Here is a 13365-nt window from a genome sequence, read left to right as displayed (position 1 = left end):
GCCGCCATCGGCCACAAGTCAAGGAAAACCGCGGAAAAAGGCCCGGATTTGAAGGATTTGGCCGCACTGCCGGCTTTCATCCGAAATTCGACGGCCGTTGCAACAAACCGGTTCCCGCGCCGTTGTCCCGGCCGGAACAGGTAAGCGGGCAAGGGCTCTTCAATGGCAACGGACGAACTGGTCAAGACGACGACGGGCATCGCCCATCACGGCGCCGAGCGGCTGCCGTCGGTGGACATCGACAGCTTCAACATCGAGATCAAGGACGAGGACGGCTTCCTCGGCGACCGCGCCAGCAAGGGCGCGTTCCGCGACATCCTCGACCGCTGGCGCAAGCCGCTGCGCAAGACCGGCGAGGACCCGTTCGGCAAGGTGCCGACGGAGGAGATCAACAAGAAGACGCTGGATGCCATCATGATCGGCGACGACGCCGAGGCCGCGGCCGTGGTGCACAGCGCGATCGAGGATTTCGCCCAGGAGCTCGCTTATGTCACGCGCCGCTTCCTCAAGACCAAGGCCTGGGCCAAGACCGAGCGCATCATCGTCGGCGGCGGTTTCCGCGATTCCCGGCTCGGCGAGCTCGCGATCGCGCGCGCCGAGATCATCCTCAAATCCGAGGAGTTCAAGATCGACATGATGCCGATCCGCCATCACCCCGATGAAGCGGGCCTGATCGGCGCGCTGCATCTGGCGCCGTCCTGGATCTTCGAGGCCCACGACAGCATCATTGCGGTCGACATCGGCGGCACCAACATCCGCTGCGGCCTGGTGGAAACCGGCTGGAAGAAAGCCAAGGACCTGTCGAAAGCCAAGGTGGTGCATTCCGAGCTGTGGCGCCATGCCGACGACGAGCCGACGCGCGAAGGCGCGGTGAAGCGGCTCACCAAGATGCTGAAGGGGCTGATCACGGAAGCCGATAAGGAAGGCTACAAGCTCGCCCCCTTCATCGGCATCGCCTGTCCCGGCGTGATCAACGCCGACGGCTCGATTGAGAAGGGCGCACAGAATCTTCCCGGCAATTGGGAGAGCAGTAAGTTCAACCTGCCGGCGAGCCTGCTCGAGGGCATTCCGCAGATCGGCGAGCACGACACCGCGATCCTGATGCACAATGACGGCGTAGTGCAGGGCCTCTCCGAGGTGCCGTTCATGCAGGACGTCGAGCGCTGGGGCGTGCTCACCATCGGCACCGGCCTCGGCAATGCCCGCTTCACCAACCGCCGCAAGGAGAACGGCAAGGACCGGGATTCCACGGACAACGGCAAGAAGAAGGGTAAAGACAGCAAGAAGAACGACGACGAGTAACCTTGACCGGTTAGGTTAAGGACCGGATTGCGTTGCGCACCGGCCGCCGCACGCTAGGGTCGAATCGTCGCCTCGCCTGGCCGGCGAAGCCGCCCTTCACGGCCAGTATTTCAATGAGCGGCACCGGGACCGCCAGTGTTTACCGCGTCTGGCGGTCCCACCCCGTTTTTCCGACCAGATCGGTGATTCGGCACCCGTGCGCGACCCGGCCGGCGCGCCGGCTGAGAAGCGGCCCATTTCCCTCAAGGTGCCGCCCAAATCCGCAATTGGCCTCGCCGCCACCGCGACATCCCAGGACCCGGCTGGAAAACCGGTCTGATTTTCCTCTCCCGCGCCTTGTCTGGCCGGTCATCCTCGCCTATTAACGCCCCAACCACAGGGGCCCTGCCTCTATATGGCGCCTTCAGGAGAGGTGGCAGAGTGGTTGAATGCACCGCACTCGAAATGCGGCATAGGTGCAAGCCTATCGGGGGTTCGAATCCCTCCCTCTCCGCCATAATAAAACGGCTTCGAGAAAGCCCCGTAAAATCAGGCCTTACTGCACGCCAGAGGTCTCTGGTGTAGCCCCGAGGTGTAGCCCCTCGGGTAGCCCTTAGCTTGCCATGGCTGCCGGCCTAAGGCAACGCGTCCTCGCGGCAAGGGCCGCCTTCTCGCGGCCAGCATCGAAACCGTTGTGTTTCGCCGAAGCGCGGCGTTCCGTTTGAGGTGCCGCGATAAATGCAGGCTCTGTCTGCATCGGCCCGTAGTACGGGAAAATTTGCTAGTGACGCAGCTTGAGTGGACATTGCGTCGGTCATGAGCTCGCATTCGTTAGGATTGACGCTTGGAGGGTGTCCGAGAAAGCTGGGCTAAGACCAGGCCATTGCTGATCAGGCGCGCGTTGTCCCTCTACGCCGATCGATTCAGTTCGAGCAGGCTCGCTATTCCTCGCTTCTGCCGATCTCGAAATCCGCCGCGCTCAACCGGGTCCACCTTCGCCCGCCGGCCCCTCCTCGATCTTGTGGGCCCCCAGGGCGATGCCGTTGTGGGAGCCGCAGCGGCACCGCCAATGCGTTCCCGGAGTGAGTTCGTGCGGCCAAAGCGGAAATGTCTCGGAGCAGCCCTCGGAAGGACATCCGACCAGGGTCGTCTTCGGTTTGAACTCAACCGCGCCGCCTGGGTGCGCGACGAGCGTGTAGATCGCCTTACACTCGAAACATTCGGCCTCGATTTCGGTCTTGCCGTGCGGAATGCGCTTGCGGACCGGCCGCCGGCAGGCCTCGTTCATGCATTCGGTGAGCTGAGCGAAATTGCCCAGCGTAACGTTGTAGACCGGCGAGCCGAGCACCGATTCCAGCGCCGCCACGACCGCCTCGCACCTAGTCCGCAACTTCGCTGGATCGGCGATCTTTCCGGCTTCGAGTTGCTCCAACGAGGGCATGTGCAGATGCGAGCCGATCGCGTCGTAGTGCGATTTGATGTCCTTGAGGGTGAGCACCTGGTCGGTACCGAGAATTTCCAAGTTCTCGGCCTGCTTTCCGCATTCTGACTCGATCCCGACCGCGATGGTCGAGGTCATCCCGATCGACGGATCGATGTCAACCAGCACGGCCATCAGCTTGCGTGGCTGCCACGTCCTGTATTCTTCCGGCGGAATCTCGTCCTTGAACGCAAGCGCGCGGTCGTAGGTCACCGCTTCCATGGCATCGCGCAGTTCCAGCGCGGCGTATCGCAGCCGGTGAAGATCCTGGGTTGCGAGTTCGGCCTTGGCGCGCGTCAAGGATTCGCGCGCCAAGTGCCGATAATTGGGGAAGCCGATCATCGCTCGAACCGTTGTTTCGAAAGACCGCAACAAGCCTGACACGATTCGGTCCGACCGTCATGCGGGGACCTTGTCGGCGGCCGTGGGGCGGCTAGATCGTCGAATGCGCATCGTAGGCGCGCGAGACCGCCGGAATGGATGGACAAACCGCGGTAAGCCCGGTCAATTGTCCAACCGATTGATCGCAGCGAGCTTTAAGTGACCGACACAGAAAAAGATGAAGATGTCCTTCGTCCGTTCGCCGGGCTGATCGGCCGCGAGTTTATCGAATTCCTCTTCGATCAGGCCCCCCGCAAAGTGGTGTCCAGAATTGTCAAGTCGATGGACCACTTCGTCAAAGCGCAGAAGCTGGGCGGCATCGACGACGAGATGGGAGTCATACGGTGCATCGCGGCCGAGGAGGAACTCGTCGTCGCGATTTTCGAATGGCTCAAGCTCAACTCGGATAGATTGCCGGCGCATAGCGATTTCATCGGCAAGTACAAGAACCATCGCGTGAAGCTGGCCTTCTATCCCGTGTTGTCGCAGTTCAGGTCCGTCCTGAGTGACATGATCAAGCACGGCATTACGTTTCCCGGGTTCGAACAAGTGCTGCTGATGAAGATCGATCCTTCGATCGAAGAGGGGCGCCTCGTTCTGCGGCTGGCCTCGAGTCTTCCCGGCTCGGCTGGCGCATCGATCCCGCTCAACCCGTTGAATGTATCGGTATCCCGCGACGATCTCGATCATGACGAAATCGCCGACGAGCTCTATCGCGACTTCGAAAAGGAGGTCCGAGAGAACAACGACATGACGGTCCGCGGGTTCGTGACCGCTCGGGCCGAGTTTCGCAATCTGCTGCTGTACGCTGGAGACGCAGGGCATCAAGCTATGAGCGAAACGCTGTCCGATCTGATGCCGATGTTCGAGAGAACCTTGCGGGACTTGTTGTGGACGCTCTGCGTGCTCGTCGGCAATGCTCCGTCGAGCAAGGAATGGGGTTTGGTGAGCCAGTTTATCGACCTCTATCGACGGGTGCTCGTCGAAGCGAAACTGGTGTGAGGTTGAGCCGGTCGGACCGCTCGCAGACGAAGGAGGCAGGTACCACCATGGACCGTCACTTCCTGATGGATCGGCATCGCTGGACGACCGCGGCGTTGCACCACTTCGCGGCTTGGGAGCGCGAGGAGCGGGAGATCTTTGCCCGGATGGTGCCGTGCGTAACCGGCGAAGGAATCGCTCTCGCCGGCGGATATTACCGTGTCGCGCGGCATTTCCCGAAGGATCGTCGACAGGCCTTGATCGGTATGATCGAGAGTGTGGCTCCCGTCGAAGGAGCGGCCGAGCGGCGTTTCGACGGTTTCGTCCGGTCTGTCAGAAGTCTGGCGAACGGAGTGGCGACGGCTCCCGCGGAGGGCGACCGCGCGCTGAGACCGCTCAGTGGGATGTCCAAATTCCTCTGGTATCGGTTCCCTCTGCACGGTTTTATCTACGATTCTCGCGTCCTCGCGGCCGTGTGCCGCAACGGGCTCACTGTAAGGTTCGATGCGATGATCGACGACTTCGGCGGACGGCCGTCCGACTCCGGCGAGTGGAATTTCCTGATCGCCGCCGCGAGCTATCGAACTTTCGCTTTTCCCCTTCACAAGCCGCTCGCGGAGGTCTTCGAGGGCTTTGGTCTGCAGGCTGAAAGGGCTGTGAGGCTGATCGACACGCTGTTTTGGCTTGAGGGCGGCGCGTCCGGCCCGAAAAGGGAGCCTACGGACGAAGCCGTGTGCCGATTGGCGCACGAAGTAGGTATCGAAGCTTTCCGTCGATGCGAGGAAACGATGGCGGATCTGCTGCGTCGCGCGTGATCCTAGGTATGCCTTCTGCCTATTCCCCAGCCATGCTCGACCCGATGGTTGAGCGAAGTGGCCGGGAGAGCCGCCAAGTTAAATCCTCTCTCTTTTTGCAATTCATTGTAGGGCGACCATTTGAAAGTTAATTAGGACCGTGCCGGGTGCACGGTAGCCGACCGCATCACTCAACAGTCGCCACCTTGAGGCTTCGGACATGTCGATGCCGAAGCGCATCGGCGATCACCGTCTCGGCATGCTATGTGACGGGGAACGACGGTTGAAGCAGAGCCGTATCTGACCAACCCCGGAGGGCGCATGGTTTCCGTTGCGGACATAAAAAAAGAACTACCCGAGTGGCCAGACGACGTCGTCGAGCAATGGCTTCACTACTTTGCAAATGAACCCGATTGCGGCTGGCCACCACCTGAGCCGCTCGGCAATCATCGTTGGGCGGGACTTTTGGGCGGGAAGCCGTTGCGTGGTGGAAGCTAGTCTCTTGGAAGCAAGTAACGACCCGTTGCACTCTTGACGATCTGGCCGCCAAGGCGAAGGCGGATGTCTCGGACATAGTGACCGCGTTCAATTCGGGCAGAGCCGACGCGACAACCAAGAGGAGGGTAGCGCAGCCGTGGATTTACATTCGCGACAACGGGGCCTTTCCGCGCGCACTCGTAACGATGCAGCGTGCTGACGGCACGAGTCTGATCGATGGCTCCCATCGAATGGCGGCGTTCGTCATCCTTCAGAGCTTGTCAGATGCCGATCTAGCCAAGATCAACGTCAAGAGACCGTCTCTCGATCAAATCGTCTGGCGCGGAGAGCACCGGAACGGTGAACTTCCGGATCACTGAACAGACCCGCCGGCGTCCGTCGATGCAACAGTCAGATCGCCCTTTGACGGACGCCGATCGAGCTATAAAGAGGATGTGTCGACGAGCGGGTTCGACCATCGTCCTCTTGCGAACCAGTTGTCCAGTCGGCATAATACACCTGAAATCAAGGGTATAGCTGTTCTGAGGGGCCAGTCGGCATTTTCAAGAATAACGAGACAGCGTGCCTGGCGGCTTGGTTCGGGTAGCGGTTTCGGTACATGACGATGTTCGGGGCAAACAACGAAGATAGCTTTGCGCGCTCGGCTACCTCTGGAGTGGCGAGTTCCGGCATCGCCGGATTAGTCCAAGAGGGTGTCCGCAAGGCTCGCGAAAAGCTCATCGATCTCAGCATGCGAAACGCCATGCTGAATTTCCGGCATTCTGAAACGTCGGCAAAGCACGTTCGCGTCGTCGATGAGGATTTGGCGCTTTTGATCGGAGCCTTGGCGTCGGGCAAGTCCCTCGATGTCATTCCGATTCCGCCTATCGAGCAGGTCCCTCGGGACGAGGAGATTGACGATTTCCGAGCCGCCCTAAAGACGGCTAGGGAAACCGACCCCGACTGGCTGGCCGCCGAGGATGCGCGTCGCGCTGCAGGTAATCGCCGCCGCGCGAAGGACAAGGTCGCCGAACGGGCGCTCCGCGACCGTATTCGGGCTAGGCTCGGGATGCCGGAATGGCGGGTCGCGACCGATGCGCGAGCAAGGGCCCGGGAACTTGGAATCGACCCATCTTACGATTTACCGCCGTCCAAACGCTCCGCTCAGAAGCACCATGCAGATAACACTCTGCAGACACTCTTTTTCCCGGATCGCTTGGAGCCGAAGCTGGCCAGCATCCACAGTGCCGCGCGGGCGCTCCAGGAGGATGCCGGCCTCAGCGCGCTATACTTCGCGGTCGGCTTCCTCGAATGGTACGAACAGGACGATTCCACTGATCCATTGCACGCGCCCCTCGTCTTGTTGCCCATCAACATGGAGAAGCGCATCGCGAGCGGTGAGTACGTCTACTCCATCGCGGGGCGGGACGACGACGAAGCGAGCAACGTCGCGCTTCGCGAAAAGCTGAAGCGCTTCGCGATAGATCTGCCCGAATACGATCCAGAGGCCGGAATTGAAGCCTATCTTTCCGGCGTAGCCGCTTGTCTCACCAACAAGCCTCGATGGAAGGTTCGGCGCTTCGCGACCGTCGGGCTCTTTTCGTTTGCCCGGCAGGCGATGTGGAGCGATCTCGACTCGGCGCGATGGCCGGCCGACTCCCGTCCAGAGACTCACGAATTGCTGGGACAAGTCTACGGTGATGTCGCCGGAAACCACGGCGACAACGTCGCTGCAGTCTACGACGTCGACCATCCAGAGCTCGAGTCCCAAGCCCCCGCATTGGTCATCGAGGCCGACGCCTCGCAGCTCAGTGCTGTGATCGACGCCACAAGCGGGAAGAATCTAGTCATCCAAGGGCCGCCAGGCACCGGCAAGTCGCAGGCGATCACCAACATCATCGCCAACGCTCTTTGGCACGGCAAGACGGTCTTGTTCGTCTCCGAAAAGATGGCCGCACTGAAGGTGGTCAAGGATCGACTCGATCATATGGGGCTTGGCCTCTATTGCCTTGAGGTGCACTCGGCAAAAGCTTCGAAGGCTTCGGTCCTCAAATCGATACGCGAGCGCATGGAAACGCCGCGCGGTGCCGCGAACGTCCAGGAAGTCGAGAGCGCCCGCGAAGCTCTGCGCCAGGCCCGGCAGCGTCTCACCGAATATGCGGGTCTGATCAATAGCCCGGCCGGCACTACCGGCCTCAGCATTCATCAGGTCCTTTGGGGCGACTTCACCAGAGCTGGTCAAGAGCCTGCGCCCCCAAGACCGACGACGGAGTTCCGCTTTGCGGAAGCGTTAGGCATCGACCGTTTCAAGCTCGCCGAACTGGTCGGGCTCGGCAAAGCCCTGGACGATTGGGCGACGGCGATGGGAGCCGCGGCCGAGCCGAAGCATCAGCCTTGGCGCGGCGTCGGCAACCTCAATCTTAACCGCTTCGATCGGACCAGGGCCGTTGAAGTAGTGGCGGGTTGGGGCGACGCGCTAAGGCGGCTTCTGCAGCACATCGAGACACTCGCCAGTGCGACGTCGTGGGAAGGCCTAAATTCGCCGGCCGACGCCTCCGCGGCCGCGACGGTCGTTTCCGATCTACCCTCACCGGCGGGGGACGTCGACGAGAAGTTGCTCACCCTTGCGTCCGGCGAATCGGCTCGAAAGTCGCTCGACGATTGGGTCGATCGCTGCCTAAGAGCCCACGATCTCGAACTGCGGGTCTACGGAATCTGCTCCAGACAGGCGCTCGAAGCCGATGGTGGAGCCGTCGGACCGCTGCTTGAGAGGGCGACGGCTCTCGAAGTCGCCACTTTATCGGTCGAAGAGATATCGAGGACTCTCGATGCGGCCAGACAATCCGCAGCCAGACTTGGTTCCTTGGTTCGACTGATGGCGGACCTGCTCAGTGCGGCGAACCGCGATCCGAATGCGTCCTCTGACGTCAAGTCAGAAGCGATGGCTGCGGGCTACCTTCTCGTCGTTCCCAAGATCCGGCAGGACAATCTTCGTTATCGCTCGCAGGCACTCACGGCGGAAGCGGTGATCGACGATTTGGATTCCGCACGCGAGCTTGCTGGCGAGGTCAAATCCGCGGCGGCCGAAGCAAGGTTCTCGGAGCAAGCGACGACGAACCTTGCCGACACGATTCCATCCGTGGCCGAACTGCGTCGGGCTGCAGGAACGCTTCGCTCTACCGGATTCTTCGGCAAAATCTTCGGAGGAGAATGGCGGGCTGCGCGCGCCGTCTGCCGCCAAACCTTTCCGAACGAACCCAAGCTTCCTCCGGCCGATGCCGCAAAACGGCTGATCGCCGCGGCGCTGTGGAAGGATCGTCTGCAGCGGTTGGAGGAATGCGGCGAAGCGAAAGCTGCTGCCGGTCGTCACTGGAAAGGGGCGGAAACCCCGTTCGACCACCTTATAGAAGTGTCGGAATGGATGCGGTCGGTCCAAAAAGTGACTCCTCCCGGTGAGTCAGGTGCAAAAGAATTGCGGCGACTGGCGTTCGAAGGCGGCTCCGACGAATTTGCGATGCTCGTCCGCTTCGCGGAAGCCGCCGGCAGCTTGAATCTCATTGATGCGTTTCAGACAGCGTTCGCTGCGCGATCGACGATCCACGCGGAGGCCGATCGCCATGAGGCTCGCGCGTCAGCCCTCGATTCGATCGTCACGACCAGTCAGAAGTTCGGTATTCTGCCGAGCCAGCCGGTGGCCTCTCTTCCGAAGGCTCTGCAGATGCACGCAGAGGTCAAGGTCCTCCGGCAGCAAATGGCCGCCGATGTGATGGCGACGAATGCCTGCGCATCGATCGCTGCGGAATCTGAACTGGAGCGGGCCGGACGTGTTCGAGCGACGACTCGCTTCGTCCAAAGAGTGCAGTCTCTGCAGCTCCCTCCTTCCGTCACACGCTATCTCCTGCAGGAAGGCTACGGCGGCCGATCATCCAGCTTGAGGCGCACCGTAGAGGATCTGAAGGCCGCGATCGCCGACGTCGACCGAGCTGCCGAGGAGGCGGATGAACTCCTCAAACTTCGAGCGGAGGAATGGTGCGGCGGCCCCTGGAGAGTTGCGCCGATCCGGACGCAATTGCAGAAGTGCGACCGAGCGTCTCAGGCTCCCGATGCTCTCGAAAAGCAGATCGCGTTGCTGTCGACGGAGCTGGAAGCCGCAAGCCTTGGCTTGAGTGACCTCATTCGTTGCTGGCCGACCGAAGGGGTACGCTACTCGGGCGTCGCCCTCGCCGTCGAAGCCGCATTCTATCGCTCGGCTGCCGAGAAGCTCATGAGGGAGCATCCCGTCTTGACGCGGCATGCCGGGAACACTCACGAGCAGGTGCGCAAGCGGTTCCAAGATCTGGATCGCGAGATACTTCAACTGAATCGCAAGATGGTCGCGGCCCAACTTCGCGCTCGGTCGATTCCACCCGGTCGTCGCGCAGGCTCGACACGCGACTACACGGATAATGAGATGTTGACGCATCAAACCGGCCTGCAGCAGCCGCGGATCGCACTGCGCCGACTCTTCTCAAATGCAGGAAACGCCATTCGTGCGTACACGCCCTGCGTGATGATGAGCCCTATGTCTGTGGCGCAGTACCTTGAGCCTGGCCGGCATAGCTTTGATCTACTCGTGATCGACGAGGCTTCACAGATGCGCCCCGAGGACGCGCTGGGTGCGATGCTGCGTTGCAGGCAGGCCGTCATCGTGGGGGACCCTGAACAATTGCCGCCCACGGATTTCTTCAGCGCGTCGGACGACCCGAGCGATGAAAAGGTCGAGGATGCTCCTGAAGAATCGATTCTAGAACTTGGTCGCCGCTGCTGGCATCCGATGCGGATGCTGGAAGTTCACTATCGTTCACGACACCAGAGCCTCATCGCATATTCGAATCGCGAGTTCTACGGTGAGCGACTTCTCGTGTATCCCAGTCCGGTACTCCGGGATCCGGACTACGGCGTGTCGTGCCGAAAGATCGATGGAGACTACGAGGTCGGCCAAGGAAGGAATCCCAAGGAAGCCCGAGCGATCGTGGAGGAAGCGGCGGAACTGATGCGAACTCGTGCGGATCGTTCGATCGGCATCGTCGCGATGAACCAAGCGCAGCGAGATCTCATCGAGACCTTGATGGACGAGCGAGCTACTTCGGATCCGGACGTCCAAGCATACCGTGAGAAGTGGGCCGACAGTCTGGAAGACTTTTTCGTCAAGAACCTCGAGAACGTGCAAGGCGACGAACGTGATGTCATACTGATTTCGACGGTCTATGGGCCCACGGCCGAGGGTGTTTTCCGGCAGAACTTCGGCCCCTTGAACCGCGCGTATGGTCATCGGCGACTCAACGTGCTGTTCACGCGAGCGAAGTGCAAGCTTACGGTCTTCACTTCGCTCGATCCCGGTCGCATCGTGGCGGACGGAAATCGCCGCGGAGTTCGAGTTCTGAAGGAATTCCTCGAGTATGCCGATCATGGCACCTTTACGCCGGGACGTGGCACCGGAGAGGAGCCCGGCAGTGATTTCGAGCGATGGTTCCTGGCGCGCCTGAAGGCAGCGAATTACGAAGCTCATCCCCAGGTTGGCGTGGCAGGATACCGGATCGATATTGGCGTCGTGAACCCCAACAAGCCGGGCAGTTACATCCTAGGTGTGGAGTGCGACGGAGCGACCTACCATTCCTCGAAGTCAGCGCGGGATCGCGACCGTCTGCGGCAGGACGTCCTCGAAGGACTGAACTGGACGATCTACAGGATATGGTCGACCGATTGGTATCGAGATCCGGAAAGAGAGTTCAATCGATTGATCGAGCGCATCGAGCGGCTCAGCGCGCCCGCATAGATAGCCGCGGGCCCGCGGTCGCGGCGGCCAGAGTTCAGTCCAAAGCCTGTTCGATCGTCGATCGCAATTCCGTCAAGGTCATCCCGTTGTCGGCTACGGTGAAATTGCGGCTGCACTCTTCCAGGACGCCCCGAACCCGCTCGATCACGTGGTCGTCGAACGTAAGCAGGCCTACAACGATCGGAAAGGCTCGTGCGGCTTCTGCGGGTAGATGGACGCAAATCGCCGCTACCAAACCTGGCACCAACAAGATTTCCAGTGCCGGCGGGATGTTGGCGACATCGTGAGCTGAGATGACGAGATCGAACGCTTCGCTGACGTGCTTTTCAGGTCTTCCTGCTACAAGGTCGATAGTTGCGCTTCACGAAGCGTCGGCCCGACTTCGCATGCAGTTGTCGCAAGGTATAGGGAATGACATTGTTCTGAATGGTTGTGTGTGGTCGCCAGCTCTGGCGTTCGCGACGCCGCCCGCGGAAGGCCAGGCTTCGGGTTCGCGTCGGTTTGATATGAGGAGCCCAATGAAAGGCTTTGCAGTGCCCGACGGCAACGAGATTTTGCGGACGGATATCCCTGCAGTCGCCGAGCTCATCGCGCGAACGGCAAGATGGGTGCATCCCGAGACCTTCCGCGCGTTGCCGATCTGGGCTCCACATGCCGCCCGTGGAATGCCACTCTTCGACGCGGCTTGGTCGCGGCGATACACCAACACGAAGAAATCCACGGGAGTTACTTCCGACAAATACGAGGGCAACGTGGCTGCCGGGCACGCGCTGTTTGCCGCCCTCGACGTGGCTACGCCGAGGCCCAAAAATTGGACGGTCTGCCACATTTGGGGATACGACGATCCTTCGTTCGCCAAGCATAGCGGCGTTGTCCAGGACCGTCGCTTTTTTTCGTGCGTCGGCAATATGGTTTGGCTGCCAACGTCGCTCAAGGGGTTTACCGACACGCTTCCAGAGATCAAGGTGATGCTGCGCGTGTGCGCCTTTCATCTCTACGGCTGGGCTTGCGAGCACGAATCGGTCGCCGCGCAAGCGGCTGAAGTCCGATCCGGACGACTACCGGACGATTATCCGGGCGACTGGCCTGATGGGAAAAGTCCAGGTCGGCTGCCGCCTGGCACCGCGCCGTTTACCGACAGGATCCAACGCGCGATCGCCGCGAGAAAGGCGAAAATCAGGGCCGATCTCCGGAACGCCGACTACCTTCATTATCCGAGGGCAGAGGTCGAGGAGGTGCTGAAGTTCTGGAAGATCGATCTCGGTTAGCTCCCCCGCCGTTACGGCACTTCGATGTTCACGATTCCTTGCAGAAATGTCTGAGCAGATCCAAGTTTTTGTGCGACACGTGGAGCGTGTTGTTGGGATTTTGGACTTGGGTGACTAGGAACTCCCCATCGAGTTCGTGTAGTCCCAACTGCTGATTGTCCTGCGTCCAGGTGGACACGTTGTTTCCCGTGTCGACGGGTTGATGGTGCATCTTGCGCTTTGGTAGGTCGAACAGAAGCTTGGAGTCGGCGGTCAGATATCCCTCGATTATCGACATGCTCATCGGGAAACGGGCATCGGCCGCCTGCATGAGCTCCCTGCTGGTCTCTTCGGGCGGATACATCAGGCTGACGAACATGCCGTCTTGAACCAACGCGTCGATCAGCGGCTTGAAGTCGTTGTCGCCGGTCAGAAGGGTGGCCTTGTGCATGTTTTTCCTAAACGAATGGGTCAGCATGTCGACCGTCAGCATTACGTCGACCTTTTTCTGCTCGAGGCCTCGTCGGCGCCGTCTGCGGGCGTCACCTTCGTAGACGTGAACGCCGTCTACGTTCGCGGCGGAGTCGAGAACGTCTCGCATGGGCTTCGAGCGCAGCTCGTAGTCCTGTTCGGTTTCGCCATCTTCGCGGACAGGTAGCGCGTCGTAGTAAAATACCTTGGTGTAGTTGCGGCCTACCTTCGCGAAGTCGATGTCGACCGTCACTCCTCCGAAATATCTATTGCTGAGATTCTGGATGCGGCCGCGCATGGCGCCACCGTCGATGAAGAGGTAATGGACCTCGCGCGGTCCGTTGTAGGAGCTACCGAATAGGGCCATCTGCAGATATCCGCTTGAATTGAAAGTCATGGGATAGTCAAGAAACTGGACGATTCCGTCACGAAGTCCTT

7 protein-coding genes and 1 tRNA gene are annotated in these 13365 nt (G+C 60.5%); 6 read left to right on the top strand and 2 right to left on the bottom strand.

Features of this window, described 5'->3' with window-relative positions; all coding sequences use genetic code 11:
* Positions 1 to 162 precede the first annotated feature (162 nt).
* Both ACETMP_RS22595 and ACETMP_RS22590 read left to right on the top strand, forming a co-directional pair.
* Complete coding sequence (locus tag ACETMP_RS22595; protein WP_028133238.1) at positions 163 to 1302, top strand: ROK family protein; 1140 nt, start codon at positions 163 to 165, stop codon at positions 1300 to 1302.
* A gap of 406 nt (positions 1303 to 1708) precedes the next feature.
* Positions 1709 to 1798, top strand: a tRNA-Ser gene (locus ACETMP_RS22590).
* A 462-nt stretch (positions 1799 to 2260) separates the two neighbouring features.
* Here the strand turns inward: ACETMP_RS22590 and ACETMP_RS22585 are convergent.
* Positions 2261 to 3103 (bottom strand): hypothetical protein, encoded by an 843-nt coding sequence (locus tag ACETMP_RS22585; RefSeq protein WP_375157934.1) that lies wholly within the window; start codon positions 3101 to 3103, stop codon positions 2261 to 2263.
* A gap of 198 nt (positions 3104 to 3301) precedes the next feature.
* On the opposite strand from ACETMP_RS22585, the gene ACETMP_RS22580 reads away from it, so the two are divergent.
* The 4 genes from ACETMP_RS22580 (at position 3302) to ACETMP_RS22565 (ending at position 12477) form a co-directional block, all read left to right on the top strand.
* Positions 3302 to 4144: a hypothetical protein gene (locus ACETMP_RS22580; RefSeq protein ID WP_375157933.1), complete on the top strand. Its 843-nt coding sequence runs from the start codon at positions 3302 to 3304 to the stop codon at positions 4142 to 4144.
* 47 nt (positions 4145 to 4191) lie between these two features.
* A complete protein-coding gene (locus ACETMP_RS22575; RefSeq protein ID WP_375157932.1) occupies positions 4192 to 4938 on the top strand; it encodes a hypothetical protein in 747 nt (248 codons plus the stop codon).
* 1075 nt (positions 4939 to 6013) lie between these two features.
* Positions 6014 to 11209 carry a DUF4011 domain-containing protein gene (locus tag ACETMP_RS22570; RefSeq protein ID WP_375157931.1) on the top strand — a complete coding sequence of 1732 codons (5196 nt, stop codon included), beginning with the start codon at positions 6014 to 6016 and terminating at the stop codon, positions 11207 to 11209.
* A gap of 518 nt (positions 11210 to 11727) precedes the next feature.
* Positions 11728 to 12477, top strand: coding sequence for a hypothetical protein (locus ACETMP_RS22565; RefSeq protein ID WP_375157930.1), 750 nt, complete (start codon positions 11728 to 11730; stop codon positions 12475 to 12477).
* A gap of 28 nt (positions 12478 to 12505) precedes the next feature.
* Here the strand turns inward: ACETMP_RS22565 and ACETMP_RS22560 are convergent, their stop codons facing one another.
* On the bottom strand, positions 12506 to 13294 hold the full coding sequence (locus ACETMP_RS22560; protein WP_375157929.1) for an NYN domain-containing protein: 789 nt from the start codon (positions 13292 to 13294) through the stop codon (positions 12506 to 12508).
* Positions 13295 to 13365: the final 71 nt, after the last annotated feature.

It is taken from the genome of Bradyrhizobium dasycarpum (genome assembly GCF_042019905.1).
Lineage (GTDB): Bacteria > Pseudomonadota > Alphaproteobacteria > Rhizobiales > Xanthobacteraceae > Bradyrhizobium > Bradyrhizobium japonicum_B.
The sequence above is the reverse complement of the archived record's forward strand: the minus strand, read 5'-3'. Positions and strand labels throughout refer to the sequence as shown.

Bases quoted from the DNA above. Each gene is read 5' to 3' on its own strand.
- ACETMP_RS22595 (WP_028133238.1), top strand. From the start codon at position 163: ATGGCAACGGACGAACTGGTCAAGACGACGACGGGCATCGCCCATCAC.
- ACETMP_RS22585 (WP_375157934.1), bottom strand. From the start codon at position 3,103: ATGATCGGCTTCCCCAATTATCGGCACTTGGCGCGCGAATCCTTGACG.
- ACETMP_RS22575 (WP_375157932.1), top strand. From the start codon at position 4,192: ATGGACCGTCACTTCCTGATGGATCGGCATCGCTGGACGACCGCGGCG.
- ACETMP_RS22570 (WP_375157931.1), top strand. From the start codon at position 6,014: ATGACGATGTTCGGGGCAAACAACGAAGATAGCTTTGCGCGCTCGGCT.
- ACETMP_RS22565 (WP_375157930.1), top strand. From the start codon at position 11,728: ATGAAAGGCTTTGCAGTGCCCGACGGCAACGAGATTTTGCGGACGGAT.
- ACETMP_RS22560 (WP_375157929.1), bottom strand. From the start codon at position 13,294: ATGGCCCTATTCGGTAGCTCCTACAACGGACCGCGCGAGGTCCATTAC.